Source organism: Streptosporangium roseum DSM 43021 (assembly GCF_000024865.1).
Taxonomy (GTDB): Bacteria; Actinomycetota; Actinomycetes; order Streptosporangiales; family Streptosporangiaceae; genus Streptosporangium; species Streptosporangium roseum.
This window is the reverse complement of the sequence record NC_013595.1, coordinates 55,500-70,725: the sequence shown is the minus strand read 5'-3', so window position 1 is coordinate 70,725 and position 15,226 is coordinate 55,500. Positions and strand designations below refer to the sequence as shown.

The window sequence follows — 15,226 nt, the reverse complement described above, 5'->3', positions numbered from 1 at the left end:
CGGCCGCCCGCTCAGAGGGCCGAGGCGCACACCGGCGTCTCCACCTGCTCGCTGCCGAGCACCAGGGTGGGGAAGTCGGCGATGGAGTCCAGGATGTGCGTGGCGCCGCCCTTGAGGAGGCGCTCCTTGCTGTGCACCCCGGTCAGGACACCGGCGACCACCGACGCGCCGGAGCGGCGGCCGCAGAGCATGTCGCTCTCGGAGTCACCGGCCACCGCGACCTGACGGACATCCTCGATGCCGAGGCGCAGAACCGCGGCGAGGACCATGTCGGGCATGGGGCGGCCGCGCCCGGCGTCTTCCGGGCAGAGCGCGAGATCGATCTTGTCCGACCAGCTCAGGGCGGCCAGCACACGGTTGAGCGTGATCCGGCTGAAGCCGGTGATGAGGCAGATCTTGACGTCGGCGGCGCGGAGCTTCTCCAGCGTCTCGACGGTGCCGGGCATCGGGACCAGACCCGCGCGCCCGATGGCGCCCTCGTAGGAGCGCTCGAAGGTCAGGTTGGCCGCCTGGGCCTGGGCCTCGTTGTCGGGGAAGATCCCCCGGAAGACCTCGATCGTCGGGCAGCCCCGGGACCGGTGCACATGCACCATGGCGCGTGCGTACGCACCGGTCCCGGGCACGATGCCCTGCGTGGCGATCGCCTCGGCGAACGCCCGTTCGACCATGGCGATATCACCGATCGTGGTGCCTGCCAGATCCAGACAGGCAAGCCTGATGGGTGTTACTCCCCCACCTTGGGCAAGGACCATGAAAGCACCCAAATCGGTAGCCGCGTTGTTCAGTTCTCGCTGCCGGTGGCCTCAGTCCACAGATCCAGCTCGGCACGGTCAGCCTGCACCTTGCGCCAGACCAGCAGTCCCCCAAGCGCGACCAGCGCCAGAACGAGCAGCTTCTTCACGGTGTGACCCCACTTCTTGACGGTCTCACCTGCCGGGGTGAGACAACGCCCGGTTCCAACGGTTCCCTGCAGCCTAGCAAGGGATCGAGCCATGATCTGGCTTGCACCGTAAGCCAACGTGGCAAATCTGCGCTGACCGGGTGATTTTAATCATCATGTCGTACGGCTCTCGCCCGAACGATCGCGATCCGCGACCAGCTCGACCTCGAAACCGTCCTCGTTCTCAAGATAACCCGCGTATTGGTCGGTTCCGCCCGCATGAGGATGCCGATCGGTGAACATCAAGGTCCATCCGTGCTCCGGCGCCGCCGCGACCAGCGCGTCCACCCTCTCCGAGCCGATTACGCGGAACGCCAAATGATTCAGACCCGGTCGGCATCGATCATGAGAGGGGGCCGTCATGGCCGGCGACTGCTCGACGACGATGTACACGCCGTCCAGCGCCCAGCTCCGGCCGACACTCCATTCCTGGAAGCTCTGGTATCCCAGCTCCCCGAGCAACCATCCCCATGACCTCACCGCACGGCCGAGGTCGGGCACCCACAACTCGATGTGATGCAGCATGGCCACAGATCCTGCCACCCCGCCACAGACACCGCGTACGGCCCGGCCGGCACCCGGCCGGCACCGCCGCGTCCGGACGGCCCCGGTCCCGGTCCCGGTCCCGGTCCCGGCCGGACGGTTCCGGCCCCGGCCGGGGGAACCGGAGACGGCCGGGGGAACAGGAGACGGTCAGCCGCCTTCGACGAGGTCGGCGTAGTCGGGATGACGCTCGATCCAGGTCTTCACGAACGGGCAGCGCGGCACGACCTTCACCCCTTCGGCGCGGGCTCCGTCCAGCGCCGCGCGGACGAGCGCGCCGCCCACCCCGTTGCCCTCGAACTCCGTGTCCACCTCGGTGTGGGTGTAGACGATGACACCGTCGCGCCGGACGAACTCCAGCTGTCCGGCGTGCTTGCCGTCCACCTCCGCCTCGAAGAAATCACCACCGGGCGAGAGCTTGACATCCACCTGCATGCGGCCTCCTCCGTCTGGCCGCCGGACGGCGGCGCCTCGATCAGCGGAACTTCTGCCCCGTTCATTCCCGGGAAACGTCCGGGCCCGGGGACGGGAGGCCCGTGGCGTGCGCCGGCGGGCCGCTCGGCGGCGCGGCGGCCGTGGCACGGCTTCTCTCCCCGAGGGCGACGGCGGTCTCGCACCCGGCCCGAGCTGGGCGGGACCGGACAGGACGGTGACCGGCTGCCCGGCGGATACTTCACAAAGAGGATCCGACGAGATTTTGAAGGACAAGTAAACTGAGGGCGATTACGGCGGCACTGATCCACCGGCCCTTCCCGAGGTGGTCGGTGCCCTCACGAAAGACTCGAGATCGCGGGTGAACAACGTCGGCATCCAGCAGGTCACTTCAGCCTCCGAAGCACCGTGCCCGATCGCCGTACAGTTCCGCGGCATCGTGACTCCCCCTGCCGCCGGGAAGCCGTCCCGGGTGCAGGCGCGGATGCCGTCCCGGGTGCCCCGCCGTACGACGGTCACGGTCGGGCAGGTGCCCACCGGGCCCGCTCCAGGTCTTTCCGACGACACCGCCATGCCGACCCCTTCCGCCCCTCGATCGTCTGCAGAGGTTTCCCCGTGAGCACTGCCGTCCATGTCACCGTCACCTCCGACGACACCCTGGAGAACGTGTCCCTGCTGGCCCTGGCCGGCGAGCTCGACTACACCAACGCCGAGCGGCTCCAGCACGATCTCCAGGAATCGATCGGCCCGGATTCGCGCGACCTCATCATCGATCTGAAGGACCTGACTTTCTGCGACTCCACCGGGATCCAGGTGTTCCTGGCCGTTCGGAAGCTCGTCCACGGCCGTGGCCACAGCGTCGTCCTGGCCCAGCTGCATCCCCGCCTGGAACGGCTCTTCCACCTGACCGGGCTCACCCAGGCCTTCGGCATCCAGCCCACCGTCGGCGACGCCGTCGAGGCTCTGCAGGCACGACAGTCGTCATAGGGCCCCGCACGGGCGGCCCTCGGCGAATATCTCCTCTGCACCTATGGTCGTAAGTTGGCAATGACCGGGCAGGTGTTTAGCATCATGTAACTCGTCAGCAACGCCCTGATTCTGGAGCGAGTCGGCTCACCCTCCGGTGACTGCCAGACAAGGCGACGTCAAGGGGGTGTCGTGACCGGCGACAACGGCCAGCACTGGCCGATCGACGACGATCTCACCGCTCTGCGGCAACGTCTCCTCCGCCATGCGGCTCGCGCCGGCATGCGCGGTGAACGTCTGGACGACCTGCTTCTCGCCGTCAACGAGGCCGTCATCAACGTCCTGGAGCACGGCGGCGGCAAGGGCACGCTGAGCATCTGGCACAACGACACCTGCATCACCGTGGACGTCATCGACAACATGGGCGACCTCGCCCCCCAGGACATCCCCCCGGAACGCCCCACCGGCACGGTGCGGGGCTTCGGCCTGTGGCTGATGAGCCAGTTGTGCGACGAGTTCAGCATCCATCAGGCCACAGGGGAGTCACGCGTCCGCCTGCGGATGCTCCTGCACCCCGCTCCCGCCCTGTGACCCCTGCCCCCGCTCCACGCCCGGTCCGGCGGCCGGGCCGACAAACGGATCGCCCGTACCGGCCTCCTGTGGATATCCTGCGCAACTCACACGATCTCCACTCGGGGGGGCGCATGTCCACGATCCGCTACACCGACGCGGTCGACACGATCGGAGCCGACCGGCTTGCGGGCTTCTTCGTGGGATGGCCCACTCCCGCCTCTCCCGAGCAGCACCTGGCGGTTCTGCGGGGGAGCTACCGCGCGGTCGTCGCGATCGACGAGGAGACGGACCGCGTCGTCGGCTTCATCAACATGATCAGTGACGGCGTCCTCACCGCGTTCGTCCCCTGGCTGGAGGTCCTCCCCGAATACCAGGGGCAGGGGATCGGCAGCGAGCTGGTGCGGCGGATCCTCGCGGACACCGAGCACTTCTACTCCGTCGACCTTCTCTGCGACGCGTCGCTCCAGCCCTACTACGAGCGCTTCGGCATGCTCCGGCTCCCCGGTATGACCCTCCGGCACCGCTCCGCCCTCCAGGGCTGAGGCGACGGCCCCGCGAACCCATCGGGCTCCGGGGCGGGGCGCTCAACCGGGCACGGCCCTGCCGTGCTCCAGATACGCCGGCTCGCCACGCTCACGGGCGGTGACCGCCGCCCTGACCCGCCGGGCCAGGCGCTCGTTCAGCAGGTCGTCCACATCCTCGACGGAGTGGAAGCCGAAGCCCGTCAGCTCGTCGTCGGCGAAGACGATCCGCCTGACCGTGTCCGCGCCGAGCACGCCACCGTCGAAGACGAACAGGATCAGGTCGCCTATTCCCGGGTGAGGCGCCCAGTCCACCGCGAGCAGGCGGCCGATCGGCGGCTGGATGCCGAGTTCCTCGCCGACTTCGCGGACACAGGCCTCGTAGGGGGTCTCTCCCGGCTCCACGCCTCCACCGGGGATCTCCCGATCCGTCTTGTAGGACGGCTGGACGATCATGACACGGCCGGCCTCGTCGAAGAAGAGCGCACCCGCCGCCGCCCGGGCACGAGTGCCGGGCGGGCCTCCCTGCTCACTCATGATTTCGACTCTAGGCGAGCGCCGTCCTCCGGCCCACGGGCAGATCGCCTACCGGCCGGCGCCGCGATCCGGCGCCGGCGGCGAGTCCGCGGTTCCCCCGCCCAGGTACGAAGCCTTTGCCTGAGACGGAGATCAATCCGCAGGTCAGTGGGGGATGAGGAGCATATCGTCTGTGCGCTGGGGGGATTCGATGGGCCTTCTTGGAGTGGGCAGGGTCGGTGTGGCGGTTGCGGCGGCGGGCGCCGTGCTCGCCGGGTGCATGCCGTGGCAGGGTGAGGAACCGCAGGACAAGAAGGACACCGGGGTGGCCGCCGCCGCCAAGGCCTCCGCGGCCGCCGCCGGGCAGGCAGCCCTTCTCAAGGCCAGGCTGGCGACCGCCGCGAAGGTCCACGCCAACGAGCTGGGGCAGATCCCCGTGCTCATGTACCACCGGGTGGTGGACAAGCCGACGACCCAGGACGACCGCACCCCGCAGCAGTTCCGCGCGGAGCTGGAGCGGCTGGCCAAGGAGGACTACGTCCCGATCACGGCGGCCGAATACGTCACCGGGCGCATCGACATCCCCGCGGGGCGGCACCCGGTCGTCCTCACCTTCGACGACTCGTCCCCGTCGCAGTTCGACCTGGACGGCATGGGCGCGCCCAAACCGCAGACCGCCGTCGCCATCCTCCAGGAGGTCGCCCAGCGCCACCCGGGGTTCCGCCCGGTGGCCACGTTCTACGTGACGCGCGACATGTTCGGGAAGACGACCCCGGAAGAGCAGGCCCAGATGCTGGTGTGGCTCCGTGACAAGGGGTTCGACATCGGCAACCACACCCGCGACCACAAGAGCCTCCGCGGCAAGCCGGAGAAGCAGGTGAGCTCCGAGGTCGCCGCCGGCCACCGGCTCATCACCGAGCTGCTGAACACCAACCCGGTCACGCTGGCACTGCCGTACGGCAACCAGCCGAACCAGAAGGAGTGGGGCCGCAAGGGCGTCTTCGGTGAGATCTCCTACGACTACGGCGGGGTGTTCCTCGCCGGATACACCCCCGCCATGTCGCCGTTCAGCAAGAAGTTCGATCCGGTCGGCATCCCGCGCATCCGCTCGATGGACAAGACCGGCGACTGCGCGAAGTTCTGCTCCACCGCCTGGCTCGACTGGCTGAAGGCGAACGCCGACGAGCGCTACACCTCTGACGGCGACGCGAAGACGGTCGCCTTCCCGAAGTTCAAGGCGCCGTTCGTGGTCAAGCGTTACACCGACCGCGTCCTCGCCTACTGACCTGCTCGTCCGGGACGGCGATCGCCGGCGGGCGACGGACCCGTACGGGGGCGGGTCCCCGGTCGGAGGGAGGCGGCGGGGGACGCCGGAGAGGTCCTCGGTAGCCGGCGCCCAGCCTCTCCGTGGCCGGTGCCCAGCCTCGGTGGTCGGCGCCCCGCCTCCGTGGCCAGCGCCCGGCCTCGGTGGTCGGTGCCCAGCCTCGGTGGCTGGGCACCGACCACGACGTCAGTGCGACAGAGCCCCGGTCTCCTCCGCGGGTGCCGGGGCACGGAGGCCCCGCACCCCCGGGGAGAGCAGCGCGGCGAGGGAGGACAGCACGACGACCGCGGCGCATCCGAGCAGGGCGGGCCTCGGGCCGATCACGATCGCCAGCGGCCCCGCCACCAGCAGGCCGACCGGGCCGAACATCAGGGATCCGAGGGCGTCGTAGGAGCTGACCCGCGACAGCGACTCGGCCGGGATCTCCCGCTGCATCGTGGTGTTCCACAGCACGCCGAAGATGTCGAAGCAGACCCCCATCACGACCGCCCCGAGGACGATCGTCCACAGCGGGGTCCCCAGGCCGAGCAGCAGGTAGGGCAGCGCCGTGGGCACGGTGAGGATCGTGCCGACCAGGATGGGGCGGCGGGGCCGCAGCCGCAGCGCGACGAAGACGCCGCCGATCATGCCGACCGCCTCGCCGGCCAGGATCGCCGACCAGGCCGCCGCCCCGCCCAGGTGCTCCTTGGCCACCAGTGGCCCGAGCACGCCGTGCGCGGCCTGCACGGCCATCACCAGCACCGAGAACTGCGCGACCACCACCCACAGCCACTGCCTGGAGACGAACTCGCGCCAGCCGCCGCGCAGGTCGGCGAGGACCGAGTGGCTCCCGGCCGCGGAGCGTTCCGCCGGGGTGAGGCGGAGGGCCGCGATGAGCACGGCCGCCACGGCGAACATGGCGCCGCTGACGACGAGCGCCCAGCCGCCGCCGAGCAGGACCACCGTGGCCCCGCTCAGGATGAGCCCGGCGACGCGCGAGCTGTTGGCTCCCAGTCCCAGCAGGGCGTTGGCGGTCTGCAGCCGGTCGGCGGGGACGACATCGGGGATGATGCCGGTCAGGGCGGGGAAGAGGATCGCCATCGCGACACCGCTGACCGCCGCCGCCGTCACCAGGGCGGGGAGCGGTGTCCAGCCGGTGAGCAGCATCGCGGCGAGGCAGAAGAACGCCGCCGCGTTGATCGTCTCACCGGCCATCATCACCCGGTGCCGGGGCAGCCGGTCGGCGATCACTCCGCCCACGAGCATGAACGCCACCATCGGCAACGCCTCCGCGGCGAGGACCACCGACAGCGTCGTGGCCGTCGCCCCCGGCAGGGCGAGGATGCCGAAGGCGAGGGCCACGGGTGCGAACGAGCTGCCCAGGACCGAGATGGTCCGGGCGACGAGCAGCAGGGTGAAGCGCCGATCTCGGAGTATGTCCAGATCGCGGCGGTAGCTGTGCACGTACTGGCTCCTTCACGAAACTCCAAAGAACCTCCATCCTGCCGTTCTTCGGGCAGGATGTCGCTCCAATATGCGGGGCCCGCGCCCACCCGCACCCATCCGCGCCCGGCGACACGTCGGCGGAGTCCCGTACGGCGGAGCCTCAGCGGCGCCGTACTTCGGGGCCGTACGGCGGAGCGCCGGCGGTGGATGCCGCAGCCGCGAGCGGTGCGGCGCGGCGCGAGCGGTGCGGCGCGGCGGGAGCGGTGGAGGCGGTGGGGAAGGGCGGAGGCGGTGGGGAAGGGTGGAGGCGGTGGGGAAGGGTGGAGGCGGGCGCGGCCGGAAAAGTCGCGCGGCGGAAAACCCCCGGTCCGTTATCGAGAGCGCGAAAAGTCCTCCGGACATGTGAAAAGGCCCGGGGCAGAGTGTCATATAGCCGTATTGACCTGCGAAAACGAGGCAACGACATCCTGCCCTCCGTTCGGCCCAGGACTAAAATACCGACTCAGGAACGCGAAGAATCGGGCGATCGAGACCGGTGGTCGGCAAGGAGGCCTCCATGGACTACGACGTCTTCGACCTCGGCGATGTCCGGCTGCAGAGTGGCATCACGTTGCCCGACGCCAAACTGGCGTACAAAACCTACGGCCGGCTCAACGCCGGTAAAAGCAACGCGATCGTCTACCCGACGTGGTACTCGGGCCAGCACTACGACAACGAATGGCTGATCGGCGAGGGCATGGCGCTCGATCCGTCGACGTACTTCATCATCATCCCGAACATGCTCGGCAACGGGCTGTCGTCGTCTCCCAGCACCACCCCGCCACCGCACGACCGGGCGCGTTTTCCGCACGTGACGATGTACGACAACGTCCAGATGCAACACCGCCTCGTCACCGAGCGGTTCGGCGTCGAGCGTCTGGAGCTCGTCACGGGCTGGTCCATGGGGGCCGGGCAGACCTACCAGTGGGCGGTCAGCCATCCGGACATGGTCCGGCGGATCCTCCCCTTCTGCGGCTCGGCGAAGACCAGCCTCCACAACATCGTCTTCCTTGAGGGCGTCAAGGGCGCCCTCACGGCCGACGCGGCGTGGGACAACGGCTGGTACCGCGAGCAGCCGGGCGTCGGGCTGCGGGCGCTGGCCCGGGTCTACGCGGGCTGGGGCTTCTCCCAGCAGTTCTACCGGGAGAGGATCTATGAGCGCGAGCCGCTCGGCTACGGCTCCCTCGAAGACTTCCTCGTCGGCTTCTGGGAGGGATTGTTCATCAAGCGCGACGCGGACAACCTGCTCGCCATGCTGTGGACCTGGCAGAACGCCGACGTGGGCAGGACTCCGGGGTTCGACGGCGTGGCGGAGGCGCTCGCCGCGATCCGCGCGCCGGCGATCGTCATGCCCGCGGAGCAGGACCTCTACTTCCCGCCCGAGGACAGCGAGTGGGAGGTCGCCCACATGCCCGACGCGGAGCTGCGGGTCATCCCCGGCGCGTGGGGGCACTTCGCCGGCGGCGGTCTCAATCCGGTCGACACGAAGTTCATCGACGACGCCCTCAAGGAGCTGCTCGCGAAGGACGTGTAGCCGATGCCCGCCCCTCAGGCCGCCCGTCCGGCCGCCGCTCTCGGCGACATCGCGACCGGCGACCGGCGACCTGCGACCGGCCACCGACGACCGGCCACGGCCACGGCCACCGGCGTCGCCTGAGGGCGGTGTCGCGGTGCCGCGCGGTCGCGGTGCCGTTGAGACGGGGAAAACCCTTGGACAGGCCCAAGGGCCTGCTGGCAGTTTCGGAGGATGGTACGGACATTTGAGGAACTCGTCGCCGAGGCCGAATCCGTTTCCGTCGACGGCTGGGACTTCTCATGGCTCGACGGCCGGGCGACGGAGGAGCGCCCCTCGTGGGGATATTCACGGCTCGTGGCCGAGCGGATGGCGCAGGCGTCGGCCGCGCTGGACGTCGAGACCGGCGGCGGGGAGGTGCTCGCGGGCGTGCCGCGGCTCGCCCCCCTGACGGTCGCCACGGAGTCCTGGCCGCCGAACGTCGCGCTGGCGACCGAACGGCTGCGTCCGCGCGGGGTCGCGGTCGTCGCCACCGGTGACGAGCGGCGGCTCCCGTTCGGCGACGGCGCCTTCGACCTGGTGACCAGCCGCCACCCGGTGACCACCTGGTGGGAGGAGATCTCCCGCGTGCTCCAGCCGGGAGGGACATACTTCTCCCAGCAGGTCGGCCCCCGGACCGCCATAGAGGTGACGGAGTTCTTCATGGGCCCCCAGCCGGTCGGCTCCGGACGCGATCCCGAGCGGGCCAGGGCGGTGGCCGAGGCCGCGGGGCTTGAGGTGCGCGACCTCCGGCTGGAGTCGCTGCGCATGGTCTTCCATGACATCGGCGCTGTGATCTACTTCCTGCGGAAGGTGATCTGGATCGTCCCGGGGTTCACGGTCGACCACTACCGCACCGAGCTCAAGGCCCTGCACGACCGGATCCAGGCCGACGGCCCCTTTCTCGCGCACACGACGCGGTTTCTCATCGAAGCCCGCAAACCGGCCTGACGGCCACGGGAGACGGGAACAAACCGGCCTGACGGCCACGGGAGACGGGAAAGGGAAGGGGACGTCCCCGGGGATCGCCGCCCGGCAGGTCAGATGACCGGGACGATCCCGGCCTCGACGAGGACGCCGTCCTCGATCCGCAGCAGGCCCAGGGTGCCGTGAGGCTGGCGACGCCGGTCCGTCGGCGATCCGGGGTTGAAGACGCGCAGCCCGGCGTCGCTCTCGTCGAGCGGGATGTGGGAGTGGCCGAAGATCACCAGATCGGCCGATGGAAACCGGCGGCGCATGCGGGCAAGCCGTCCCCGCGCCGCCCCGCTGTCGTGGATCATCGCCACGCGCAGCCCGCCGAGGTCGAGTTCGAGCGTCTCGGGCGCCACGATGTCGGGCCCGTCGTTGTTGCCCTTGACGACGTGGACCGGCGCGTAGGCGGCCAGCTCGTCGAGCACGCCGGCGGTGCAGACGTCACCGGCGTGCAGGATCAGGTCCGCGCCCCGGAGATGCCCGGCCACCTCCGGCGGGCAGGACTTCCACCGCCGCGGCGCGTGCGTGTCGGCGAGGACCACCACTTTCACGACACCATTCTCCCGCCGCACCCCGCGGGCCCTGTTCCAGCCCGCCGTACGCCCCGCCTCGCGGGGTACGCGTGCCGGTGGGAGCGGGCGGCCGGAGTATTCTTACTATTGAAGATCGTAGATGGTCGGGCCGGGGGTGGCCCTGCCCCACGCGTACGGAGGCGAGGATGGACGGCCCGGCCCGCCGGCACCCGTTACGGGCGCCTCGCCGGCTGTTGCTGCTCATCACGCTCGTCCTGGGCATCGCGGGAATGCACACGCTGGGCCATGCGGACCATGCCAAGGAGCGGTCCGGCACGGCCGGGCACGGCGTGGCCGCGGAGCACCGGAGCCCTGAGCCGGCCCTCGTGTCGCCACCGGCCCCGGAGTCCGGAGACGGGCGGCGGGTGTCGGACGCGGACGGCGACCTGCCCCGCCTCGACCCGGCCTCGGTCTGCCTGGCCGTACTGACCGCGCTCCTCGCCCTGCTCCTCGGCGCGCTGTGGGCGCGGCGGCGGGCGCCGCGGGCCGGGACCGCCGTCCTCCCGCCGGCGCCGCCCGTCGCCCGGCCGCCGCCCAGGAGAACGGCTCTGCGCCTGGCACGCCTTTCGGTTCTGCGCATATAGGCCGACCCCGTCGGCGGACGGTCCCCGAGACCTGCCCGCAGACGACCGGCACGCAGGTACCACGAACCGGAAAGAGACCAGTCAATGACGTTCACCAACCGATCCGCCGCCCGCAGGCTCGCACTCACCGCCGCGGGGACCGGCATGCTCGTCCTGCTCACCGCCTGCGGCGGGGACGACCGGCCGGCGACCGCGCCCACCGGCACGCCCGGCGGCACCCGGGTCGCCGCCACGAGCCCGCAGCCGTCGGCCTCCTTCAACGACGCCGACGTCACCTTCGCCCAGATGATGATCCCGCACCACGAGCAGGCAGTGGAGATGGCCGAGCTCGCCGAGTCGCGGGCCGGCGATCCCGAGGTCAAGGAGCTCGCGGCGAAGATCAAGGTCGCCCAGGATCCCGAGATCGCCATCATGAACGGCTGGCTGTCGGCCTGGGGCAAGCCCACCGGCCCCGAGGAGGGCCATGAGGGGCACGACATGCCCGGGATGATGACCGGAGAGGACATGGCCAAGCTCCGGGAGTCCGAGGGCGCGGAGTTCGACCGGATGTTCGCCAAGCTGATGATCGCCCACCACAAGGGGGCGATCGAGATGGCCAGGACCGAGCAGGCCCGAGGGAGCAGTCCCGAGGCCAAGGCGCTGGCCAGGAACATCGAGACCACGCAGCAGGCAGAGGTCGAGCAGTTGCAGAGACTGCTCGACCGTCTCTGACGCCCTTGCTCTGACAGCACCTCGCATCGGGCCGGTGCCCGGGGATTCGCGTCCCCGGGCGCCGGTGCCGTCCCCGAGCCGTCCGCCGCGGCCGTCATTCCCGGCCTCCGGGCGAGAAGCAAACGGGCGGACGGACCTTCGGGTGGACGGGCCTTCGAACAGCGCGCCTTCGGGTAGGACGGGCCTTCGGACGGGCGGGCCTTCGGACGGGCGGGCCTTCGGACGGGCGGGCCTTCGGCGCGGCACAGAGCGCGACGGCCCTCAGCGCGCGGGCCGCCGGCCCTCGGCATCCGGGGGCGTCACACCGATCGCCCGTAGTAGCTTCCCGCCGCTCCGGTCTCTCCCATGCCCCGACCTCCCCCTTAGGTCAGATCTCCACGTTACGAGGGGAGGATCACGCGACCGGGCGGCGCTGGCCGGATGGGCGAAGGAGACCTGACCACAGGTGGAGGCACCGCGGCGGCGCTCGGGGCGTGGATCGTCTTTGAAGACGAGGCCGGGTTCTCGATGACGCCGCCGACCCGCCGTACCTGGTCCAGGCGCAGGCACACCCCCGTGATCACCGTGCGTGGTCGCTCCCAGCGCCGCCTTGACCTGTTACAAGCCCGGACACCACGCTCGCCTGATCTATCGGCCCAAACGACATCCCGCTCATAAGAGCGGTCAGCGGCGCAGTTTCGCCTGGAGCGACTACCGCGACCTGCTGAGCGCAGCCCATCGCCAACTCGGCGCCCCGATGGTGCTCATCCGGGACAACTGTGGGATGACCGAAAGTGCCACGCTCGTTTTGGCGAGATCTTCCTAGGTCAGAGGCGTCTTACAGATAGCGAACAGCCACTCTCCTAAAGCGGGTGTCTTTCGAATCGGTCATCTCCGCATGAAGGGGACCGCATAGGAGAGTGAGCCGACCGTTCGTCGCATCCGTTAGGGCATCCTCGGCCAGACGGAGAGTGAAGGCGTTGCCTGTGGTGTGGATCCCAGCCGTGGTCGAGAGCCTTACGGATGGTCGCCGACACGAGTGCGGGTCGTACGGCCATCGCTCGTTCCCCGTACCAGGCGTCCGGCGAGAGCAGGGGTGCGACACCAGGAGGACACGTCCTGCCCGTCGTCGGCCCCACCACGAAGCTCAGCGGGGAGGTCAAGTGGCAGCAGTCGATCATCTGTGGATTGCAGGAGCCGAGTCGAATCGGTTCAGGGAATAGTGGGATGGTGGATCTTTCCCGTGTGGAGCGTCAGCGCTTGGTCGCGGTCACCGCGGCCCTGTTCACCCATGGATCCGATGATCCAAAGCTGGTCGATGTCTGGCTCCATCTGGAGTCGGTGACCGTCATAGTGCATGTCGCAGCTGATTGGACGCTGCGGATCACACTAGACGAGCCCGAGGAGAGTTACACGATGCCGGAGCTCGGCAGCCGTGTTGACGTCGTCCCGGCTTCTGACGAGGTTCCGTTCGTGCGTCACGTCGGTGAACGGCTTGTGCGGGTGATCGAGCGATTCGACGCCGAGGCTTTCGACCAGTGCATGGAGGCGGAGTTCGTCTTCGACACGGGAAGTGTGGTCGCCTGGAGCCTCGGAGGAGATCTTCACCTGGCCAGAGGCGGTCCGTGTCGTCGCGGACCTGCTCCAGGCGATGGAGATCTCGCATAGTGAGTGATGACTGAGAGGCTGCGCCGTGGCTTGCGGGGAAGGCCGTACAGCAGCGCGGTACAGCAACACCGTCTTACGCGATTACATCTCACCGCACTGCGTCTACCGCCTGACCAGCACGTGAGCGCTCCGGCCAGGAACCTGCCGTTGACTCGTAATGAAGAGGTCCGAGGCCAAGAAGATGGGTGCGGGATCTCGTGCTACTTCGCGCGTACGGTCACCTCTGCTTGTCCGGTTTGAAGGACCAGACGCAGTGTGAAGGTGCCCAATGTGAACAGGTCGGCACCGTCCCAATCGAAGTGTTCGACTTGTCCAGCAGGAGCGTCAGGCTGGGCGGTCACGCAGGCATGACCTTCCCGGTCCTCACACCACTCGACGAAGTAAACCCCCTTGAACCGGAAGACCACGACAGGGGTCTCGGACAGCTCGGACGGAGTCCACCGCGGATCGTAGAGGAACTCCAGCCACAACACCGGCGGCCTGCCGGGCTGATAGGTCAGACATTTGAAATCGGTGCCGCGGAGGTAGACATGAGCGTTCTTCTCGGTCCAGAACTCGTACGGCCCTGATTTGGGGGCGACGCCACGATCTTTGTCTCCGGTCACGCCGGCGAACTCGGTCACTGACATGAGGACGTGGTCCTACAGACGAGAACGCCCTCAGCAGGCCCCAAGCGGTGACAGCAGCGCCGACAGTGGTATCCATTCACCACCAGAACGGGAGGTTGGATCGGCGGTCCTGCACGTCGTCGTAAACCGCACGCAGCCATGGCTGACGAACCTCCGGCAGTCGTGCCAGCGCGTGGAGGAACATCTGCCGGTCGAGCCGGAACGGGCTGGACGGCAGCGGTGGTGGAGGGTCATCGCGGTAGACGCCGTCGGGCAGCCCGCCCGACGCGGGGCGAAGCCGCCGATTACGACTGAAGGCCATATACATCCATACATCGGCAGCCAGCGGCACCGCTGCCTCCGTGCCGGACGACCATGTCTCCCCAGTTTGCGGGTGCTGCGGAACCAAAGCGATGTCCGTGACGGTGCCGGACGACCATGTCTCCCCAGTTTGCGGGTGCTGCGGAACCAAAGCGATGTCCGTGACGGTGCCGGACGACCATGTCTCCCCAGTTTGCGGGTGCTGCGGAACCAAAGCGATGTCCGTGACGGTGGCGGGCAGGCCCGGCCCGGCCAGGGCCAGGCTCCTCGTCGGCGGCTCGGCCGGGAGCAGGGCATCGAGCGCCGGACGGAACGCATCGGCGACAGGGCCATCGGGAACCACGACCCGTGCACCGCCCGACGCGGCCAGCAGGTGGGCCAGCGCCACCGAGACCGCTGCCTCCCACACCGGGCTCCAGGCCCCGATCGGTTCAACCGGCGGTCTCTCCGGCTGTTCCCGTAGTTCCTCCCAGCTGAGCACTCGGCGGGCGGGCGCATCGACGTCGAGGAGACGTACGGCGCGCGGGTCCAGCCACACCACCTGCCAGTACGAGCAGTCGTCGATGAGGGTGGCCACGGCATGCCCGCACTGCGCGCACGCCAGGTTGGGGCCGTTTCTGCTGTCCAGACCGCAGCAGAGGCCGTCGCACCGCTCCGGAATCAGAACGGTCCCGCGGACGTCACCCAGCGCGACCGCGACCGCCCCCGGCGGCCCGTACGACAGGGCGTAGGTCGGCGCGTACACACCACGGGCTTCTGCCTCCTCCGCGCCGATCTTCTCCCACCGCCGCCACGGCGGCCCGGAGGGTTCCGGATTCACCGCGTAGGTCCCAGGCTCCATGAGCACGGGAAGTAGTTCGTGGCCGTACTTCTGATGGGCGTGAGCGGGGAGCGCGACATTCGACACGGGTAAGGTCAGCGAGGCATCACAGCCCGCACACGTGAACACGATCATGCGCCCTCCCACGTCACGGTGCTTG

18 protein-coding genes are annotated in these 15,226 nt (G+C 69.3%); 9 read left to right on the top strand and 9 right to left on the bottom strand.

Features of this window, described 5'->3' with window-relative positions; genetic code table 11:
- Positions 1–11: 11 nt before the first annotated feature.
- The 4 genes from SROS_RS00340 to SROS_RS00330 all read right to left on the bottom strand — a co-directional run bounded on the left by SROS_RS00340 (position 12) and on the right by SROS_RS00330 (position 1,918).
- Positions 12–752 (bottom strand): HAD-IA family hydrolase, encoded by a 741-nt coding sequence (locus SROS_RS00340; RefSeq protein ID WP_012886874.1) that lies wholly within the window; start codon positions 750–752, stop codon positions 12–14.
- A gap of 29 nt (positions 753–781) precedes the next feature.
- The gene (locus tag SROS_RS51885) at positions 782–901 is read right to left on the bottom strand and encodes a DLW-39 family protein (RefSeq protein ID WP_211264163.1); all 120 of its coding nucleotides are present in this window, start codon (positions 899–901) and stop codon (positions 782–784) included.
- 153 nt (positions 902–1,054) lie between these two features.
- The gene (locus SROS_RS00335) at positions 1,055–1,465 is read right to left on the bottom strand and encodes a VOC family protein (protein ID WP_012886872.1); all 411 of its coding nucleotides are present in this window, start codon (positions 1,463–1,465) and stop codon (positions 1,055–1,057) included.
- A gap of 168 nt (positions 1,466–1,633) precedes the next feature.
- Complete coding sequence (locus SROS_RS00330; protein WP_012886871.1) at positions 1,634–1,918, bottom strand: GNAT family N-acetyltransferase; 285 nt, start codon at positions 1,916–1,918, stop codon at positions 1,634–1,636.
- 612 nt (positions 1,919–2,530) lie between these two features.
- Between SROS_RS00330 and SROS_RS00325 the strand changes: the two genes are divergently transcribed.
- From SROS_RS00325 to SROS_RS00315, 3 genes are all read left to right on the top strand, one after another.
- Positions 2,531–2,902 (top strand): STAS domain-containing protein, encoded by a 372-nt coding sequence (locus tag SROS_RS00325; protein ID WP_012886870.1) that lies wholly within the window; start codon positions 2,531–2,533, stop codon positions 2,900–2,902.
- 171 nt (positions 2,903–3,073) lie between these two features.
- Complete coding sequence (locus SROS_RS00320; protein ID WP_012886869.1) at positions 3,074–3,472, top strand: ATP-binding protein; 399 nt, start codon at positions 3,074–3,076, stop codon at positions 3,470–3,472.
- A gap of 113 nt (positions 3,473–3,585) precedes the next feature.
- Positions 3,586–3,996 carry a GNAT family N-acetyltransferase gene (locus tag SROS_RS00315; RefSeq protein WP_012886868.1) on the top strand — a complete coding sequence of 137 codons (411 nt, stop codon included), beginning with the start codon at positions 3,586–3,588 and terminating at the stop codon, positions 3,994–3,996.
- A 42-nt stretch (positions 3,997–4,038) separates the two neighbouring features.
- Here the strand turns inward: SROS_RS00315 and SROS_RS00310 are convergent, their stop codons facing one another.
- Positions 4,039–4,512: an NUDIX domain-containing protein gene (locus tag SROS_RS00310; protein WP_012886867.1), complete on the bottom strand. Its 474-nt coding sequence runs from the start codon at positions 4,510–4,512 to the stop codon at positions 4,039–4,041.
- 190 nt (positions 4,513–4,702) lie between these two features.
- Between SROS_RS00310 and SROS_RS00305 the strand changes: the two genes are divergently transcribed.
- On the top strand, positions 4,703–5,776 hold the full coding sequence (locus tag SROS_RS00305; RefSeq protein WP_043651008.1) for a polysaccharide deacetylase family protein: 1,074 nt from the start codon (positions 4,703–4,705) through the stop codon (positions 5,774–5,776).
- A gap of 225 nt (positions 5,777–6,001) precedes the next feature.
- On the opposite strand, the gene SROS_RS00300 is transcribed toward SROS_RS00305, so the two are convergent.
- The gene (locus tag SROS_RS00300) at positions 6,002–7,258 is read right to left on the bottom strand and encodes an MFS transporter (RefSeq protein ID WP_012886865.1); all 1,257 of its coding nucleotides are present in this window, start codon (positions 7,256–7,258) and stop codon (positions 6,002–6,004) included.
- A 538-nt stretch (positions 7,259–7,796) separates the two neighbouring features.
- Here SROS_RS00300 and SROS_RS00295 point away from each other — a divergent pair.
- The gene (locus tag SROS_RS00295; protein ID WP_012886864.1) at positions 7,797–8,813 is read left to right on the top strand and encodes an alpha/beta fold hydrolase; all 1,017 of its coding nucleotides are present in this window, start codon (positions 7,797–7,799) and stop codon (positions 8,811–8,813) included.
- 213 nt (positions 8,814–9,026) lie between these two features.
- Complete coding sequence (locus SROS_RS00290) at positions 9,027–9,782, top strand: class I SAM-dependent methyltransferase (protein ID WP_012886863.1); 756 nt, start codon at positions 9,027–9,029, stop codon at positions 9,780–9,782.
- Between the two features lie 89 nt (positions 9,783–9,871).
- Here SROS_RS00290 and SROS_RS00285 read toward each other — a convergent pair whose 3' ends face one another.
- The gene (locus SROS_RS00285; RefSeq protein ID WP_012886862.1) at positions 9,872–10,354 is read right to left on the bottom strand and encodes a metallophosphoesterase family protein; all 483 of its coding nucleotides are present in this window, start codon (positions 10,352–10,354) and stop codon (positions 9,872–9,874) included.
- Between the two features lie 167 nt (positions 10,355–10,521).
- On the opposite strand from SROS_RS00285, the gene SROS_RS00280 reads away from it, so the two are divergent.
- The 3 genes from SROS_RS00280 (at position 10,522) to SROS_RS00270 (ending at position 13,317) form a co-directional block, all read left to right on the top strand.
- A complete protein-coding gene (locus SROS_RS00280) occupies positions 10,522–10,959 on the top strand; it encodes a DUF6153 family protein (protein WP_012886861.1) in 438 nt (145 codons plus the stop codon).
- A gap of 84 nt (positions 10,960–11,043) precedes the next feature.
- On the top strand, positions 11,044–11,670 hold the full coding sequence (locus SROS_RS00275) for a DUF305 domain-containing protein (RefSeq protein ID WP_012886860.1): 627 nt from the start codon (positions 11,044–11,046) through the stop codon (positions 11,668–11,670).
- A gap of 1,206 nt (positions 11,671–12,876) precedes the next feature.
- Positions 12,877–13,317: a hypothetical protein gene (locus SROS_RS00270; protein ID WP_012886859.1), complete on the top strand. Its 441-nt coding sequence runs from the start codon at positions 12,877–12,879 to the stop codon at positions 13,315–13,317.
- 200 nt (positions 13,318–13,517) lie between these two features.
- Here the strand turns inward: SROS_RS00270 and SROS_RS00265 are convergent, their stop codons facing one another.
- Both SROS_RS00265 and SROS_RS00260 read right to left on the bottom strand, forming a co-directional pair.
- On the bottom strand, positions 13,518–13,946 hold the full coding sequence (locus SROS_RS00265; protein ID WP_012886858.1) for a hypothetical protein: 429 nt from the start codon (positions 13,944–13,946) through the stop codon (positions 13,518–13,520).
- Between the two features lie 76 nt (positions 13,947–14,022).
- Positions 14,023–15,201 carry a hypothetical protein gene (locus SROS_RS00260; protein ID WP_012886857.1) on the bottom strand — a complete coding sequence of 393 codons (1,179 nt, stop codon included), beginning with the start codon at positions 15,199–15,201 and terminating at the stop codon, positions 14,023–14,025.
- Between the last annotated feature and the right edge of the window lie 25 nt (positions 15,202–15,226).